The organism is Mycobacterium sp. H4Y, from assembly GCF_000364405.1.
GTDB lineage: Bacteria > Actinomycetota > Actinomycetes > Mycobacteriales > Mycobacteriaceae > Mycobacterium > Mycobacterium intracellulare.
Genome location: NZ_AKIG01000002.1, coordinates 668902 through 685385, shown reverse-complemented (window position 1 = coordinate 685385; position 16484 = coordinate 668902). Strand labels below are relative to the sequence as shown.

General features: G+C 70.8%; 16 protein-coding genes. 12 read left to right on the top strand and 4 right to left on the bottom strand.

Annotation, left to right across the window (positions count from 1 at the left end):
• Window positions 1-5: 5 nt before the first annotated feature.
• The 5 genes from rpsK to truA all read left to right on the top strand — a co-directional run bounded on the left by rpsK (window position 6) and on the right by truA (window position 3757).
• Window positions 6-422, top strand: coding sequence for a 30S ribosomal protein S11 (gene rpsK, locus W7U_RS17015; protein ID WP_008260256.1), 417 nt, complete (start codon window positions 6-8; stop codon window positions 420-422).
• A gap of 9 nt (window positions 423-431) precedes the next feature.
• The gene (gene rpsD, locus W7U_RS17010; RefSeq protein WP_008260255.1) at window positions 432-1037 is read left to right on the top strand and encodes a 30S ribosomal protein S4; all 606 of its coding nucleotides are present in this window, start codon (window positions 432-434) and stop codon (window positions 1035-1037) included.
• 76 nt (window positions 1038-1113) lie between these two features.
• Window positions 1114-2157, top strand: coding sequence for a DNA-directed RNA polymerase subunit alpha (locus W7U_RS17005; RefSeq protein ID WP_008260253.1), 1044 nt, complete (start codon window positions 1114-1116; stop codon window positions 2155-2157).
• A gap of 117 nt (window positions 2158-2274) precedes the next feature.
• Entirely contained in the window at window positions 2275-2919 is a 645-nt protein-coding gene (gene rplQ, locus W7U_RS17000; protein ID WP_008260250.1) for a 50S ribosomal protein L17, read from the top strand.
• Window positions 2906-3757, top strand: coding sequence for a tRNA pseudouridine(38-40) synthase TruA (gene truA / locus W7U_RS16995; protein ID WP_081614503.1), 852 nt, complete (start codon window positions 2906-2908; stop codon window positions 3755-3757). Before rplQ ends, truA begins: the two co-directional genes overlap by 14 nt.
• Here the strand turns inward: truA and W7U_RS16990 are convergent.
• Both W7U_RS16990 and W7U_RS16985 read right to left on the bottom strand, forming a co-directional pair.
• The gene (locus W7U_RS16990) at window positions 3754-4389 is read right to left on the bottom strand and encodes a cutinase family protein (protein WP_026071200.1); all 636 of its coding nucleotides are present in this window, start codon (window positions 4387-4389) and stop codon (window positions 3754-3756) included. The two genes, truA and W7U_RS16990, sit on opposite strands and share 4 nt — an antisense overlap.
• Before the next feature lie 42 nt (window positions 4390-4431).
• Window positions 4432-5313, bottom strand: coding sequence for a cutinase family protein (locus tag W7U_RS16985; protein WP_036429488.1), 882 nt, complete (start codon window positions 5311-5313; stop codon window positions 4432-4434).
• Window positions 5314-5434: 121 nt separating this feature from the next.
• Here W7U_RS16985 and eccB point away from each other — a divergent pair, with 121 nt between their 5' ends.
• Entirely contained in the window at window positions 5435-6805 is a 1371-nt protein-coding gene (eccB, locus tag W7U_RS16980) for a type VII secretion protein EccB (RefSeq protein WP_008260244.1), read from the top strand.
• On the opposite strand, the gene mycP is transcribed toward eccB, so the two are convergent.
• Together mycP and eccD are read right to left on the bottom strand one after the other, a co-directional pair.
• Entirely contained in the window at window positions 6770-8038 is a 1269-nt protein-coding gene (mycP, locus tag W7U_RS16975; protein ID WP_051070698.1) for a type VII secretion-associated serine protease mycosin, read from the bottom strand. The two genes, eccB and mycP, sit on opposite strands and share 36 nt — an antisense overlap.
• A gap of 44 nt (window positions 8039-8082) precedes the next feature.
• The gene (eccD, locus tag W7U_RS16970) at window positions 8083-9492 is read right to left on the bottom strand and encodes a type VII secretion integral membrane protein EccD (protein ID WP_008260242.1); all 1410 of its coding nucleotides are present in this window, start codon (window positions 9490-9492) and stop codon (window positions 8083-8085) included.
• 93 nt (window positions 9493-9585) lie between these two features.
• On the opposite strand from eccD, the gene eccCb reads away from it, so the two are divergent.
• The 6 genes from eccCb (at window position 9586) to rpsI (ending at window position 16416) form a co-directional block, all read left to right on the top strand.
• Window positions 9586-13275, top strand: coding sequence for a type VII secretion protein EccCb (gene eccCb, locus W7U_RS16965; RefSeq protein WP_008260241.1), 3690 nt, complete (start codon window positions 9586-9588; stop codon window positions 13273-13275).
• Window positions 13272-14501: a type VII secretion-associated protein gene (locus W7U_RS16960; RefSeq protein ID WP_036429605.1), complete on the top strand. Its 1230-nt coding sequence runs from the start codon at window positions 13272-13274 to the stop codon at window positions 14499-14501. The genes eccCb and W7U_RS16960 overlap by 4 nt, the downstream gene beginning before the upstream one ends.
• A gap of 43 nt (window positions 14502-14544) precedes the next feature.
• A complete protein-coding gene (locus W7U_RS16955; protein WP_008260234.1) occupies window positions 14545-14862 on the top strand; it encodes a WXG100 family type VII secretion target in 318 nt (105 codons plus the stop codon).
• A 9-nt stretch (window positions 14863-14871) separates the two neighbouring features.
• Complete coding sequence (locus tag W7U_RS16950) at window positions 14872-15174, top strand: WXG100 family type VII secretion target (RefSeq protein WP_085976855.1); 303 nt, start codon at window positions 14872-14874, stop codon at window positions 15172-15174.
• Between the two features lie 262 nt (window positions 15175-15436).
• Window positions 15437-15880, top strand: a complete 444-nt coding sequence (gene rplM, locus W7U_RS16945; RefSeq protein WP_008260230.1) for a 50S ribosomal protein L13 — start codon at window positions 15437-15439, stop codon at window positions 15878-15880.
• An 80-nt stretch (window positions 15881-15960) separates the two neighbouring features.
• Window positions 15961-16416 carry a 30S ribosomal protein S9 gene (gene rpsI / locus W7U_RS16940; protein ID WP_162288437.1) on the top strand — a complete coding sequence of 152 codons (456 nt, stop codon included), beginning with the start codon at window positions 15961-15963 and terminating at the stop codon, window positions 16414-16416.
• The last annotated feature ends 68 nt before the right edge of the window (window positions 16417-16484 follow it).

The window sequence follows — 16484 nt, the reverse complement described above, 5'->3', positions numbered from 1 at the left end:
CCCCCATGCCACCAGCCAAGAAGGCAGCGTCCGCCCCCAAGAAGGGGCAGAAGACCCGTCGCCGGGAAAAGAAGAACGTCCCGCACGGCGCCGCCCACATCAAGAGCACGTTCAACAACACGATCGTGACGATCACCGACCCGCAGGGCAACGTCATCGCCTGGGCGTCGTCGGGTCACGTCGGGTTCAAGGGCTCGCGGAAGTCGACGCCGTTCGCCGCGCAGCTGGCCGCCGAGAACGCGGCCCGCAAGGCGCAGGAGCACGGCGTCAAGAAGGTCGACGTGTTCGTCAAGGGACCGGGCTCGGGCCGGGAGACCGCGATCCGGTCGCTGCAGGCCGCCGGACTGGAGGTCGGCGCGATCTCCGACGTCACCCCCCAGCCGCACAACGGCGTTCGCCCCCCGAAGCGCAGAAGGGTCTAGGAGATACTCATGGCTCGTTACACCGGACCCGTCACCCGCAAGTCGCGCCGGCTGCGCACCGACCTCGTCGGTGGCGACCAGGCGTTCGAGAAGCGCCCCTACCCGCCCGGCCAGCACGGCCGCGCGCGGATCAAGGAAAGCGAATACCTGCTGCAGCTGCAGGAGAAGCAGAAGGCCCGCTTCACCTACGGCGTGATGGAAAAGCAGTTCCGCCGCTACTACGAAGAGGCCGTGCGGCAGCCCGGCAAGACGGGTGAAGAGCTGCTGCGGATCCTGGAAAGCCGGCTCGACAACGTCGTCTACCGCGCCGGGCTGGCGCGCACCCGCCGGATGGCCCGCCAACTGGTCAGCCACGGACACTTCAGCGTCAACGGCGTGCACGTGAACGTCCCCAGCTACCGGGTGTCGCAGTACGACATCATCGACGTGCGGGACGGCTCGCTGAACACCGTGCCGTTCCAGATCGCGCGGGAGACGGCGGGCGACCGGCCGATCCCGAGCTGGCTGCAGGTCGTGGGGGAGCGTCAGCGCATCCTCGTCCACCAGCTGCCCGAGCGGGCACAGATCGACGTCCCGCTCACCGAGCAGCTCATCGTCGAGTTCTACTCGAAGTAAGTGACTTTCGGGCCGGCCGGCCCGAAAACCCAACGGCATCAAATAGCGGGTGCCGAGAAGGAGAAGAAGAAACACCATGCTGATCTCTCAGCGACCCACACTGTCGGAGGAAGTCCTCACAGACAACCGCTCCCAGTTCGTCATCGAGCCGCTGGAGCCCGGATTCGGTTACACCCTGGGCAATTCGCTGCGCCGGACGCTGCTGTCCTCGATTCCGGGCGCGGCCGTCACCAGCATCCGCATCGACGGCGTGCTGCACGAGTTCACCACCGTCCCCGGCGTCAAGGAAGACGTCACCGCGATCATCCTGAACCTCAAGAGCCTGGTGGTGTCCTCCGAGGAGGACGAGCCCGTCACGATGTACCTGCGCAAGCAGGGTCCGGGCGAGGTCACCGCGGGCGACATCGTCCCCCCAGCCGGTGTCACGGTGCACAACCCCGACCTGCACATCGCGACGCTGAACGACAAGGGCAAGCTCGAGGTCGAGCTGGTCGTCGAGCGTGGCCGTGGCTACGTGCCGGCCGTTCAGAACCGGGCCTCGGGCGCCGAAATCGGCCGCATCCCAGTCGATTCCATCTACTCGCCGGTGCTCAAGGTCACCTACAAGGTGGACGCCACCCGCGTCGAGCAGCGCACCGACTTCGACAAGCTGATCCTCGACGTCGAGACCAAGAGCTCGATCAACCCCCGCGATGCGCTGGCGTCCGCGGGCAAGACCCTGGTCGAATTGTTCGGCCTGGCACGCGAACTCAACGTCGAGGCCGAGGGCATCGAGATCGGGCCGTCGCCGGCGGAGGCCGACCACATCGCGTCGTTCGCGCTGCCGATCGACGACCTGGACCTGACCGTGCGGTCCTACAACTGCCTCAAGCGCGAGGGCGTGCACACCGTCGGCGAGCTGGTGTCGCGCACCGAGTCCGACCTGCTGGACATCCGCAACTTCGGTCAGAAGTCCATCGACGAGGTGAAGGTCAAGCTGCACCAGCTGGGCCTGTCGCTCAAGGACAGCCCGGCGAGCTTCGACCCCTCGCAGGTCGCGGGCTACGACGTCGCCACCGGCACCTGGTCCACCGAGGCCGCCTACGACGACCAGGACTACGCGGAAACCGAACAGCTCTAAAGGCCGTCCGGTGACGATGCGGCCGTGCAGCGGCAGCTGAGGAACCGGACACAACTGGCGAAAGTCCGTCCCGGTCCTACCTGATACGGGGACCGGCCCCAATTAGGAGAAGTCGCAATGCCCAAGCCCACCAAGGGCCCTCGCCTCGGCGGGTCGTCATCGCACCAGAAGGCCCTTCTGGCCAACCTGGCGACGTCGCTGTTCGAGCACGGCCGTATCAAGACGACCGAGCCCAAGGCGCGTGCGCTGCGGCCGTATGCGGAAAAGCTGATCACCCACGCGAAAAAGGGTGCGCTGCACAACCGCCGAGAGGTGCTGAAGAAGATCCGCGACAAGGACGTCGTGCACACCCTGTTCGAGGAGATCGGGCCGTTTTACGCCGACCGCAACGGCGGCTACACCCGGATCATCAAGGTCGAGCCGCGCAAGGGCGACAACGCGCCCATGGCCGTGATCGAGCTGGTGCGGGAGAAGACGGTCACCTCCGAGGCCGATCGGGCCCGCCGGGTGAAGGCGTCCAAGAAGTCCGACGCTCCTGTCGCGGCGGCGGCGGCGCCTCAGGCCGCCGTCGAGCCCTCCGAAGCCGTCGGGCCGACGGCCGAGGAAGCCACCGCCGAGGCCGGGGAGACCGAGGCCTCCGAGGCCTCAGACGAGCCGACCAAGGCCCAGGCCGAGGCCGAAGACAAGGCCGACAAGGCCGTGGCCGCGCGGGCCGAAGCCGAGGCCGCCGAGAAGGCGAACGACGAGGCTGACGAGAGTTAGCGAGGACGTCCGTCTGCGGCTCGATATCGCCTACGACGGAACAGGTTTCGCAGGCTGGGCCACTCAGACCGGCCAGCGTACCGTGGCCGGGGTTCTCGACGAGGCGCTGACGACCATCTTCCGCACGCCCGTGCGGCTGCGGGCGGCGGGGCGCACCGATGCCGGAGTCCACGCCACCGGGCAGGTGGCCCATGTCGACGTGCCCGCGGCGGCCCTGCCGAACGCGTACTCGCGTGCGCCGCACGTCGGTGAGGCGGAGTTTCTGCCGTTGCTGCGCCGGCTGGGCCGGTTCCTGCCCGCCGACGTCCGGGTCGTCGACGTCGTCCGCGCCCCTGCTGGTTTCGACGCCCGGTTCTCGGCGCTGCGGCGTCACTACGTGTACCGGCTGTCGACGGCGCCGTGGGGTGTGGATCCGCAGCAGGCCCGCTACGTCACCGCCTGGCCGCGCCCCCTGGACGTCGAGGCCATGGCCACCGCCTCGCGGGATCTGTTGGGATTGCACGACTTCGCCGCGTTCTGCCGTCACCGCGAGAACGCCACCACCATCCGCGACCTGCAGCGGCTGGAGTGGACGCGCGGGGGTGACCTGATCACCGCGCGGGTCAGCGCCGACGCGTTCTGCTGGTCGATGGTGCGCTCCCTGGTCGGGGCGCTGCTGGCCGTCGGCGAACACCGCCGTCCCGTGTCCTGGTGCCGCGAACTGCTGTCCGCCACAGCCCGATCCAGCGACTACGCGACCGCCCCGGCGCACGGGCTGACACTGGTCGGCGTCGACTACCCGCCCGACGACCAGCTGGCCGCGCGCAACCTCATCACCAGGGACGTGCGCTCGCGCTAGACCCTCGCCGCGGCGAAACTCGCGGCCTTGTTGGTCAATCCGGGCACGTAGCTCAAATGCGACGCCCACCGCAGGCCGCCCGAACAGATCGGGTCACCCGGGTTGCACAGGTCGATGGTCTTGCCCTCGAAATTCGGGCTCAGCGCGCTCATCAGGTTTCCCGCCCGGCCGGACGGATTCCCGAAGAGAGCGACGGCGGCGACGTGATCGGCGGCCGCCGGCGGCAACGGCCTGCGAAACCCGAAGCCGGACACCGGTGCGGCCGTGACGATGTCGATGACGGCGGCCCCCTGCGAGTAGCCGCCCAGCACCAGCTTGGTGTTGGGGCAGTTCACCGCCATGCGCTGGATGTGGCTGCTCGCGTCGTTGGCGCCGTCCGCGGCGGCCAGGAAGTCCTTGTCGGCGGGATAGTTCACGCCATATGCGCCAACGCTTTTGCGGGTCTGCTCGCGCAACGAGTTGACGAACGCCCCGCCCACCTTCCCGACACCGGGCGCCTCATCCGTTCCCCGGGCAAACACCACTTCGACGCCGGGGCAGGACGCCGATGCACGGGGAACCAATTGCGGGGCAACCAATAACGCTGCCCCCGCGAGCAATCCGACGCCCAGCCCTAAAGGGATAAGCCTCACACAGAGATGTTAAGCGCGCGTTGATAACCCGCCGGTAACGATTTAGACGAGAGGTGCTTGCGGTACGGACGTGGCCGGCCCGGGCGCGAGCGGCGCGGGCGCCGGGGCGGTGCCGGTGCCGCCGTGGATCGAGGGGCCCGACCCGGGCGGGGTCTGCCCGTACACCGGCGTCTGCTGGCCGTAGCCGGGCTGGCCCGGAACCTGCGGGCCGGCGCCGGGGAACGACGGGCCGTACCCGGGCACCGACTGGCCGGCGCCGACGAGCTTGGACGCGACGAACGCCGCGGCCTGGGTGGTGTAGACGGGGACGTAGCCCTCGGTGTGCCCGCTCCACTCATTGCCGGGGCCGGCGTGGCAGATCGGGTCGTTGGGGTTGCACAGGTCGATGGCCTTGGAGCCCAGCAGCTTGCTCTGGCTGGGCAGCGTGCCGCCGGCGCGGTCGGCCACGTCGCCGAAGGTGGCGACGGCCGCGATGTTGTCGGCGTACTGCGGCGGCAGCGAGTTGCCCCAGTTGATGCCGCCGATGGGCACGCCGGCCACGATGTCCATCACCGAGGCGCCCTGCGAGTAGCCGCCCAGCACGATCTTGGTGCTCGGGCACTTCTCCACGCTCTTCTTCACGCGGTCGATGGTGTCGTTGGCGCCGTCACCGCCGTGCAGCTGCAGCTTGCTGGCGGCGTAGTTCACGCCGTAGGGCAGGATGTTCAGCCCGCCCGTCTGCTGGCGCAGCGAGTCCACGAAGGCGTCGCCGACCCGGCCCAGGCCGGGCGGCTCGTTGGTGCCGCGGGCGAAGATGACCTCGACGTCCGGGCAGTCATCGGCGGAGGCGACCGGCGTCGCGGCCGGTGCGGCGAGGAGGCCGGCGGCGGTCACCAGGGCGGAAGCGCCCAGGCCGACGAGGCGAGCTGCACGGTGAGTTTTCACCGGGCAATTTTACCCAATTTCGGCCGGGGCGAAACTCCTACGACCTGTGGATAAGCGCTCCGGCGGGGCCGTTCAGCGGCCTACCGTGAGCCCAGACGGATTTCGCAGGGTGGGGGGATCAGTGCCGCGTCAGCCGACCACGTGGCTGCGCGTCAGCGCTCACCGGTATCTCGTGCGCCGCACCGAATGCGCGTTGCTGGGCGAGGCGATATACCCGACCGGTCCACGGGCGCGGATGCTGTCGGCATCGCTGGCAGCCGGCTGTGTGTTCACGGTCCTCGCGCTGGCGGGCTGTGCGCTGCTGGGTTTGCTGAGCCCGCACGTCGCGCTGGATCGGGCGCAGATCGTGATGTCCCGGGATTCGGGTGCGCTGTTCGTTCGAGTGGGCGATGTCTGGCATCCGGTGCCGAACCTGGCCTCCGCGCGGCTCATCGCGGGGACGGCCGCCGATCCGCAGCCGATCCGCGAGGCCGACCTGGAGCGCGCCAAACGCGGCCCGCTGCTGGGCATCCCGGGTGCACCGCAGTTCGTCGGCAGGCCCCTGCCCGCACAGGACGTCGCCTTCTCGATGTGCGACAGCGATGGCGCCAGCAGCACGACGGTCATCGTCGGCCCCCTCGCCGACAACGCGGTCACCCGCATGCCCCCCGGGCAGGCCATCCTGGCTGCCGTCTCCTCGGGTTCGCCGGCCTATCTGCTCTACGACGGGCACCGGGCCATTGTGGACCTGGAAGATGCCGCGGTCGTGCGGGCGCTCCGCCTCGAGGGCCGCGCGCCGCGGCTCATCTCGCAAGCGTTGCTGAACGCCATGCCCGAGGCGCCACCGATCTCGGCGCCCCGCATCCGCGGCCTCGGGAGCGCCGCGCCCGAACTGCCGGGGTTTCACGTCGGCAGTGTGCTTCGCGTCACACGCGCCGACGGTGACGAGTATTACGCGGTGCTGGCCGCCGGCGTGCAGCGGATCGGCCAGGTCGCCGCCGACCTGATGCGCTTTAGCAGCTCCCGGGGCACGGTCAGTCCCATCACCGTCGCGCCCGCGGCGATCCGGGCCGCGCCCGTCGTCGCCGAGCTGCCCGTGGCCGGTTTCCCCGACCGGGCGCCGACGCTGCCGGAGGCCGCCGGCACGTTATGCGCCAGCTGGGCGGGCGGGCGAGGGGTGGCTTTGCTGGCGGGGAGCCGGCTGCCGGTGCCGCCCGGTCAGGCGGCGGTGACGCTGGCGCAGGCGGACGGCCGCGGCCCCGCGCTGGATGCCGCGTACGTGCCGACCGGCCGCAGCGCCTACGTGCGGGCGGGCGACAAAGCCGGCACCCGCTACCTGATCGTCGACACCGGGGTGCGATTCGCCATCCCCGACGACGACGCCGCGCACGATCTCGGCCTCTCCGAGCCGACCCCGGCGCCCTGGCCGATCCTCACGCTCTTGCCGGCGGGACCGGAGCTGAGCAGACGCGGCGCGTCAATCGCCCGGGACGCGGTCGCGGCCTCCCCGTAACCGGCTTCTGACCCCTCCGGCGGCGAGCGCGACCGTCAGCGCGACGAGGCAAACCGCGGCGCCGCGCACCGCGGTGTCCCGGGCGCGGGTATCGCGCGATCGGGTCGTCGGCGGCGACACGGCGGCCGGCGCCGCGGCAGGCGGCGGCTTGGGACTGGTGGCGGGCGGGCCCATCCCGGTGCTGACCGCGGCGAGCGGATCGATGGTGCCGTTGCCGACGAGCGGATCCCACCCCGCGGGCGGATGATGCGCGGTCGACTCGATGCGCTGCATCACCTGCCGCGCGGTCAGCGCCGGGAAGCGGGCCCGGATGAGCGCGGCCAGCCCGCTCACCACCGGGGCGGCATAACTCGTGCCCGACACCGGATCCGGCGCGAGGGAGGCCACGGCCTCGCCGGGCGCGGCGACATCGACCCAAGGCCCGGCAAGGCTGAAACCCGAGGGCGCACCTTCGGCGTTCACCGAACCGACGGTCAGCACGTAGTCGTCGTACCACGCGGGACTGACCGCGACCGTGATGGTCTGCCAGGTCGCGTCCGGTCGCTGCGGCGGGCACTGCGCGGCGCCGCCGGTATTCCCCGCCGCCGCAACCACGACGGCATTCTTGACGTCGACGGCGTAGGCCAGCGCGGCGCCCAGCGCACGGTCGTCGAGCGCGGCGGCCACCGGAACGCACGCCACCGAGGAAATGTTGATCACCGACGCGCCCAGATCCGCTGCGGTCCGAACGGCTTTCGCCATGGTGTCGACGTCACCCACCCCGGAGCGGGACCGGTCGGTGGCGGGCGCGAACTTCGCGCTGGACTGCCGAATGCTGATCAACGTGGCCTCCGGAGCGATCCCGCTGAAGCCGTCCGACTTGGAATCCGGTGCGGCCGCGATGATTCCCGCGACCAGCGTGCCGTGCGCGTCGCAGTCCTGCGTGCCGTCGCCGGTCGACACGTAGTCACCCCCGGGCACCACGTCGGGCAGCCGGCGATGGCGCGAGACCCCGGTGTCGATGACCGCGATCCGTTGTCCGGCGCCGCGGGTGAGGCGCCACACCCCCGAGAGATCGAACGCCCCCGGCGGCTGGTTACGGCCCGGCCTCGAGTCGAGCGTCAGTGCCGCGCAGACCTCGCGCTGCACGGTCGGCCGCGTCGGCGCGGGCAAGGCGGGCTCGGGCAGCCACTTGTCGTCAATGCCGGGTGGCGAAACCGCCTGCGCCGGTGGCGTTCCGAGCGTGGAGAGCATCGTCAGCGCCGACACCGCGAGCACGCGCCCAACGTGCGAGTTCCTCACGTGAGATTCAATCCCCGGACCGCGCCGTAGAGTCCGCTGATCCAGCAGGCCAGCGGGACCAGTGCCGCCCACGCCAGCCACTCCAGCACTTCGACACATCGGAGCGCGACGGGCGAGGAGGATGTCGCGGCAAAGCCGAGGTACATCGCGCCGGCGGCCAGCGCCGTCGCCGCCGCGAGAAGCGGTCCGGGCATCTGCATTTGCAGTACCGTGACGCCGAAGGTCGTTGCCGCGATGAGGGTTCCGCCGGTGGCAAAGCTCAGCAGCCCGGCGCCTGCGCCGGACCTGCAACGGAGCAGGAACAGGGCGGCGGTGACGGTCCCGAATGCCATGCAGGACAGCCGCGGAGCGCCGGCGAGCACGGTGAGAGCGGCGCCGACGCCGGCTGACGACGACAGCCCCGCGCGCAGGCTCACCAACCACCGCTCGGCGCGGATCGCTTGCGCGGGCACCCGCGAGTCAATCGGTTCGGGGTCAGCGAAGTCCGTCGTCGCAAGTCGGGGCGACAACCCCGCCAGCGCAATGGACATGCGCGGCGCCGCCCCGAGCAGACCGAGCGACAGGACCGCGGATGCCGACGCGACGACATGCACAGGCGCGGCGGTGATCGCGCCCACCAGCGCCGCCGCGGCGACGGCCGCCGCGAAGCACGCCGCCGCCGTCAACGCGACGACGCCGCAGCCCGACAGCCGCATCGCCAGCACGGCGGTGACGGCCGCCGCCGCCGCGGCCAGCAACACGTTGGAAACGCTTGGGCCACCGGGCACCATCACAAACCCGGCCACCGCCGCGAAGACGGTGGCGATCACGCTCAGCGCCAGCCCGGCGATCGGGTCTCGGTAGGCCCGGTGCGCGACCGCGGCAAGCCCGAGCGCGACAAGGGCGGCCGATCCCAAAGCGGCGCCCGTCATCCCGACGTCTCGAGGGTGGTCGTCGCTGAAGGTGTTTCGGACCAAAGCCAGCCCGCCCACCGCCGTCAGGACGACGGCCGCGGTCGCTCCGCAGAGCCGGGTGACCCGCCGGGTCGCGGCGCCGCCACGCAACCGAGCGGGCCCCTCCAGGGCGGCCGCCACCTCCCGCGCGACGTCGACGTAACGCGGCGCGGGTAACGGCACGGAGGGTGTGCTCAGCACCAACACCGCGCCGTCGCCGATGCGGTTCTGCGCCAACGTCGTCGACGGGTCCAGCGCGGACGCGCCGGGAATCGACACCTGGTAGCGCACCGCCTCCTGGTCGGCGTGACGGACCCCGAGCGCGTCGATGAGCGACGGAATCAACACCGCGACAGGCACTCCGGCGGGAAGCGCCAGATCGGCGACGGCGGTGCCCCAATGAACGCGGACCCGGCACAGCCCGGTATCGGATGCAGCCAACGGCGATCCCTTCGGTCGGATCCTGGCGAACATAGCCGCGTTTCGACGCCCCGGCATCCGGCTGTCCACAGGTGACTTGTCGCCGTTTTCGGTGCTCCCTACCGTCGTCGAACTGGAGGCGATGCGATGACCGAGATGTTGTTGCCCGAGGCACAACAGGCGCCGATCGTGGTCGAGGCGCCACCGGACCTGCCGCCACCGGCGGGGCCCGGCCTGCTGCCCCGCCTGCTGCCGGTGGCGATCTCCGTGGTGAGCATCGGCATCATGGCCGCCGCGTTCGCGTCGGGGACCGCCATGGCCCGCAACCCCGTGTTCCTGGCCTTTCCGCTGATGATGCTGGTCTCGGCCCTGGCGTCCGGGCTGACCGGCCGGGCGCGCCGGCGCGGCGATGGCATCGATGCCGACCGCGGACGGTATCTCGACTACCTGAGTCGGCTCAGCCAATCCGTATCCGAGGTCGCTATGGCGCAGCGCGCGTGCGCCATTCGGCGTCATCCCCATCCCGACACACTGTGGACGTTGGTCGGCGGCGCTCGGATGTGGCAGCGCGGACCGGGCGACGCGGACTTCTGCGTCGTGCGGGTGGGCATGGGCCCCCAGCCGCTCGCCCGTCGTTTGGTGGCGCCGGAGCTCGCCGCCGAGGAGCTACGCGATCCGGTCACCGACACGGCGTTGCGCCGGTTCCTCCACGCATATTCGACGGTCGTCGCGCCGGTGCCGATCGACCTGCGGGACGGATCGCTGGTGACGATCGACGGCGACGCGAGGGCCGCGCGTGGCTTGCTACGCGCGATGATCTGCCAGCTCGCCGTGCAGCATGCGCCCGATCAGGTGCGGGTCGCGGCCGCGGTCAGCGACCCGCATCGCGCCCACTGGGAATGGCTGAAATGGTTGCCGCACAACCAACATCCCGGCGAATCCGACGCGGCCGGTCCGGCGCGGATGGTCTATTCGGATGCCGCGCAGGCGCAGGGCGCGCTCGTGGGCGTTGCGGCGACTCGGGTGGTGGTGGTCGCCGAGCTGGACGAGGGTCCCACCGCGGTCGGCGGCGCCATCACCATCGCGATCGGCGGCGGCAATGACGGTGCCCCGCTGACCATCCGGCAGCCCGGCGAGACCGCGCCGGTTTCGTGCCCCGACCGGATGGAGCCCGTCGACGCGCTGGTGTGCGCCCTCCGGCTGGCCGGGCATCGGGGGAGCGTGGGGGGCGGTGATCCCGGTTGGCCCGGATTGGTCGGTCTGCGCGACGCGCAACGTTTCGACCCGGCGACGCTATGGGGCGGCCAGGCGCGCCGCGACCGCCTGCGCGTCCCCATCGGCACCACCATGCAGGGCGCACCGCTCGAGCTGGACATCAAAGAGCCGGCCGAGGGCGGGATGGGCCCGCACGGCCTGTGCATCGGTGCCACCGGGTCGGGAAAATCGGAGCTGTTGCGAACGATCGCGCTGGGCATGATGGTCCGTAACTCCCCGATGACGCTCAACCTGTTGCTCATCGACTTCAAGGGCGGGGCAACCTTTCTCGACTATGCGCGAGCGCCACACGTGGCCGCCGTGATCACCAACCTGGCCGACGACGCGCCGCTGGTGAGCCGCATGCGCGACGCGCTGGCCGGCGAGATGAATCGTCGCCAGCAGCTGCTGCGGACAGCCGGCTGCGTCAGCGTCGAGGCCTACGAAGCCGCGCGCCGCGGCGGCGACCCGCCGGGGGCGCTGCCGGCCCTGCCGACGCTGTTCGTCATCGTCGACGAGTTCTCCGAATTGCTCAGCCAGCAACCAGATTTCGCCGACACCTTCGTGGCAATCGGTCGTCTCGGCCGATCCCTGGGCATGCACCTGCTGCTGGCCAGCCAGCGCCTCGACGAGGGCCGGCTACGCGGGCTCGAGGCCCACCTGTCGTACCGCCTGTGCCTGAAGACCCTGTCCGCCGCCGAATCCCGCACGGTGCTGGGCAATCTCGATGCGTACGAGCTGCCCGCCGCGCCCGGCGCCGGCTTCCTGCGGATCGGCGGCGGCGAACCGATTCGCTTCCAGGCCGCCTCGGTTTCGGGACCACTGCGGACGGACGCTTCCCCGGACGCGGCCCCCGCCGCGGCGCGCTCGGTCCAGGCATTCACGACCCGGGTCACCGGCGCGGTCCGCCGCACCCGCCGGGCGAACGTGACTTCCCCGCCGGCCATCTACCATGCAGTCCTGGACCGGCTGCGCGGCCAGGGGCCGCCCGCGCACCGGGTTTGGCTGCCCCCGCTGGGGCCGGCGCCGCAGCTGCACACCCTGCTGCACGGCGCGGAGCCCACGCCGGCCGGCCTGACCGCCGTCCCCATCGGCCTTGTCGACCGCCCCTTCGAACAGCGCCGAACGCCACTGATGATCGACCTGTCCGGCGCCGCCGGCAACGCGGCGATCGTCGGTGGGCCGCAATCCGGCAAGTCGACGGCGCTGCGCACACTCATCACCGCCCTGGCGGCCACGCACGACGCGAGCCAGGTGCAGTTCTACTGCTTGGATTTCGGTGGCGGGACGCTGTCGTCGGTGCGGTCGTTGCCGCACGTCGGCGCGGTCGCCGGCAGGGCCGACTCCCGACTCGTCGGGCGGATCGTCGCCGAATGCGAGTCGGTCGTGCGGCGGCGTGAAGCCATATTCGGTGAGCACGCGATCGGCTCGATCGCAGACTATCGCCGGCGGGCCGCTGCCGGCGTCGCCAACGATGATCCGTTCGGCGACGTCTTCCTCGTCATCGACGGCTGGGCAACCGTGCGCCAGGAATTCGAGGCGCTGGAGGCCTCGATCACCGCCCTTGCGGCCCAAGGGCTTTCGTTCGGTGTGCACGTGGTGTTGTCGGCGTCGCGCTGGGCCGACGTCAGGCCGTCGCTGCGGGATCAGCTCGGCACCCGCGTCGAGTTACGGCTCGGCGATCCCGCCGACTCCGAACTGGACCGCAAGGCCGCCGCGCACGTCCCGCACGACAGCCCGGGCCGGGGGCTGTCCCGTGACGGGCTGCACATGGTGGTCGCAAGGCCCGTAGCCGAGGTGCTCGCCGGTAACTCGGTTGCGCCGCCGTTACCGCTCTTGCCCGATCACGTGGACCTCGAGACCTTGGTGCGCGGGCCGGGGGCCGAGCTTCGCGCCCGAGTGCTACTCGGCCTGCGAGAGCGCGAACTGCGCCCGGCGGCAATCGATTTCGACGGTCAGCCGCATCTGGTGATCCTCGGCGACAGCGCGTGCGGGAAGACGGCGACGCTGCGTACCTTGTGTCGTGAGCTGGTCCGGACGAAGACCGCCGCGCAAGCGCAACTGTTGATCGTCGACTTCCGGCGCACGCTGCTCGGCGTGGTCGAGTCGGAGCATCTCCGCGGGTATGCGATGTCACCGGCCGCGTTGGCCGCGCTGCTGCCCGACGTGCTCGCCCTGCTGAGCGCACGAATGCCGCCGCCCGACGCGAGCCAGGCCGAGTTGCGCAGCCGCGCGTGGTGGTCCGGGCCGCAGATCTACGTCGTGGTCGACGACTACGACCTGGTCGCCACGCCGACGGGAAATCCGCTGGGACCGATCACCGAATTCCTGCCCTACGCACAAGATTTGGGATTGCACCTCGTCGTCGCCCGCCGCGGCGCCGGGGCGGAGCGCGCGATGTTCGAGCCTGTGCTCGCGGGTCTGCGTGACCTCGGTTGCATGTCGCTGATGATGAGCGGATCTCCCAGCGAGGGCGCGCCGTTCGGCCGCGCTCGGCCGGCGCAATTGCCGCCGGGCCGCGGCTTGCTGACCAACCGTACCGGCGACGAAGACCTCGTCCAGGTGGCTTGGAGCCCGCCGTGAGCGAACACCGTCCGATCATCGAGGCCGGGCCGGGCACAATCCGCCGGTTATGTTGTGGCACAGGAACGATCGACGAGGGCGAGACGGCCTGCGTCATCCGGTCCGCCCTGGAGGCGATCGACGACCAGGTCACGCTGGTGGGGGAGCGGCCGGTAACCGTCGACGCGTTGTGGGAGGCCGCGCTGCGGGCGGTAACCTGCGGGTCCGCCGATGGCATGGTCGTCGTGCACCCGTCCTGGTGGTCCTCCCCGCGCGTGGGCGTGGTGACCGCGGCCGCCGCGAGGGTGGCCGGTGCGGTGCGGACGCGCCCGAGAACATGGCTGCTGAGGCACGCGTCTCGCGCGGAACCGACGGTGGCGGTGGAAATCGCCGAGCGGCTGGTGGCGGTCACCGCGAGCGAGATCGCCGCCGTACCGCGCAACGCCGACCCCCAATCCGTCGCCGAAGCCGTCGCGGCTGTCATCGACGGCGCGGCCCCCGCGTCCGTGCTGATCGACACCCCGAGCACGGTCGCCGGGGCGTCGGCGCTGGCGGCGTCGATCATCCACGCGCTAGGCGGGAGCGGGGCGTCGGCACCAAGTGTGCTGGAAATCAACGATATTCGGTTCACCCGGCTTGCGCGGGCGACCATCCCGCAGCGCCCGGTGCTGTCGGGGGCGCGTCCCACCGCCCGCCCGTCGCGGGTGCGGGCCCTGGGCACACTGGGGGCCGCCGCCATCGTCGTCGCCGCGGCGGCGCCGGCTGCGATGGCGCCGGACCGGCCCGGCGGGGTGCCCCCGACGCGAGTAGAGGCCACGCCCACGACATTTTTGGTGGAAGGCCGGGTGGCGCTGTCGGTCCCGGCGACATGGCCGGCGCGACGGGTGGTCACCGGGCCGGGCTCGGCGCGGGTGCAGATCACGTCTCCGGCCGATCCCGAGGTCGCGCTGCACATCACCCAGTCGCCGGTGGCCGGCGAGACGCTCAGCGGCACCGCCGAACGATTGAAACGCGCGATCGACGCCGAGCCCGCCGGGGTGTTCGTCGACTTCAACCCGTCCGGCACCAGCGCGGGCCGGTCGGCGGTGACCTACCGCGAGGTGCGCCCGGGTCATGAGGTGCGCTGGACGGTGCTGCTCGACGGCCCCGTGCGGATCAGCGTCGGATGCCAGAGCAGACCCGGCGACGAGGGCGGGGTCCGCGATGCGTGCGAGCAGGCGGTCAGATCCGCCCACGCGATCGGATGACAATTCGTGGAACCGAACGGCGGTTGCCACGGTCGTAATAGGTATGGCTGCACCAAACCCACTGAGCGCCGACGTCGACCTGATGCGGTCGGTGGCGGGCACCACCGACGCGCGCAACGAGGAAATCAGGGCAATGTTGCAGGCGTTCATCGGCCGGATGAGCGGCGTGCCGCCGTCGGCGTGGGGCGGGCCGGCGGCCACGCGCTTCAAAGACGTGATCGATCGCTGGAACGCCGAGTCGGTGCGCCTCTACCACGCCCTACACGCCATCGCCGACACCATTCGGCAGAACGCGGCCACCCTGCAGGAGGCCGGCCAAAGCCACGCCGACCGCATCGCCGCCGCCGGCGGAAACCTGTGAGGAGGAAAGATCCCCGTGGATTCGGTGTTGTCCTACAACTTCGGTGAAATCGAATACTCGGTGCGCCAGGAAATTCACTCGACATCGGCCCGTTTCAATGCCGCGCTCGACGAGCTGAGAGCACACATCGCGCCCTTGCAGCAGCTCTGGACCAGCGAAGCGGCCGCCGCCTACCAGGCCGAGCAGCTGAAATGGCACCAGTCGGCGACCGCGCTCAACGAGATGCTGGCCGCGCTCGGAAACGCGGTCCGCGACGGCGCGGACGAGGTGGCCAACGCCGACCGCCGCGCCGCCGGCGTGTGGGCGCGGTAGCGGCCGACGAGACACCGCGCGGTCTGGCCGCGCGTGAGACTGTGTGGTCCTGACGGAGGAGAGCCGTCGGGACCACACAGTCATTTTGACCTGCGGGGATGGCGGTCGGTAAGCTGCTCCGTTGGCGTGCGGTACGCCAGGGCCTCGGGTCAACGTCGGTCGCCGAGACCAAGCCCTTACCGCGGACGCCTGACCGGCACCCGGTCACACCGGGATCCACAGCCTCGGAACAGAGGCTCGCAGAGAAAGAGTGGTAAGCGCTGTGCCTACGTACACGCCAAAGGCGGGTGACACCACGAGGTCGTGGCACGTCATCGACGCCACGGACGTGGTGCTTGGCCGCCTTGCCGTCGCGGCAGCCAACCTGCTGCGCGGCAAGCACAAGCCGACGTTCACCCCCAACGTCGACGGCGGTGACTTCGTCATCGTCATCAACGCCGACAAGGTCGCCTTCAGCGGCCAGAAGCTGGACAAGAAGCTGGCGTACCGCCACTCGGGGTACCCCGGCGGTCTGAGCAGCCGCACCATCCGCGAGCTGATGGCCAAGCACCCCGACCGCGTCGTGGAGGACGCGATCGTCGGCATGCTGCCCAAGAACAAGCTCGCCCGGCAGATCGCGCGCAAGCTGCACGTCTACGCCGGCCCGACCCACCCCCACGTCGCACAGCAGCCCGTTCCGTACGAGATCAAGCAGGTGGCCCAGTGACCGAAACGCCCGAGGGCCTTCAGAACCCAGAGAACCCGGACAACCCAGAGACCGCAGAGGAAACAGTGGCCGTCGCCGAGGTGACCGAAGCCCCGGTCGAGGCCTCAGAGACCGCCGACGTCGCCGCGCCCGCCGAGCCCTACGTGTTCGAACGGCCCATCCAGACCGTCGGCCGCCGCAAGGAGGCCGTGGTGCGGGTGCGGCTGGTGCCCGGCACCGGCCAGTTCAACCTGAACGGCCGCACCCTGGAGGGCTACTTCCCCAACAAGGTGCACCAGCAGCTCATCAAGGCCCCGCTGGTCACCGTGGACCGGGTGGAGAGCTTCGACGTCTACGCCCATCTGCACGGCGGCGGCCCCTCTGGGCAGGCCGGCGCGCTACGCCTGGGCATCGCGCGGGCGCTCATCGTGGCCTCGCCGGACGACCGCCCCGCGCTGAAGAAGGCCGGGTTCCTCACCCGTGACCCGCGCGCCACCGAGCGCAAGAAGTACGGCCTGAAGAAGGCCCGCAAGGCGCCTCAGTACAGCAAGCGCTGATCAGCCGTCGCTTTCCGGCCACAACTTGGCATCGCGGTGCACAAGTTGTGGCCGGTTGCGGCGTGTCT

What these genes read in the sequence shown, in the direction of transcription:
- rpsK (WP_008260256.1), top strand. Translation starts at nt 6, where the DNA reads ATGCCACCAGCCAAGAAGGCAGCGTCCGCCCCCAAGAAGGGGCAGAAG.
- rpsD (WP_008260255.1), top strand. Translation starts at nt 432, where the DNA reads ATGGCTCGTTACACCGGACCCGTCACCCGCAAGTCGCGCCGGCTGCGC.
- W7U_RS17005 (WP_008260253.1), top strand. Translation starts at nt 1,114, where the DNA reads ATGCTGATCTCTCAGCGACCCACACTGTCGGAGGAAGTCCTCACAGAC.
- rplQ (WP_008260250.1), top strand. Translation starts at nt 2,275, where the DNA reads ATGCCCAAGCCCACCAAGGGCCCTCGCCTCGGCGGGTCGTCATCGCAC.
- mycP (WP_051070698.1), bottom strand. Translation starts at nt 8,038, where the DNA reads ATGCTCTCCACGCTCGGAACGCCACCGGCGCAGGCGGTTTCGCCACCC.
- eccD (WP_008260242.1), bottom strand. Translation starts at nt 9,492, where the DNA reads ATGTTCGCCAGGATCCGACCGAAGGGATCGCCGTTGGCTGCATCCGAT.
- eccCb (WP_008260241.1), top strand. Translation starts at nt 9,586, where the DNA reads ATGACCGAGATGTTGTTGCCCGAGGCACAACAGGCGCCGATCGTGGTC.
- W7U_RS16955 (WP_008260234.1), top strand. Translation starts at nt 14,545, where the DNA reads ATGGCTGCACCAAACCCACTGAGCGCCGACGTCGACCTGATGCGGTCG.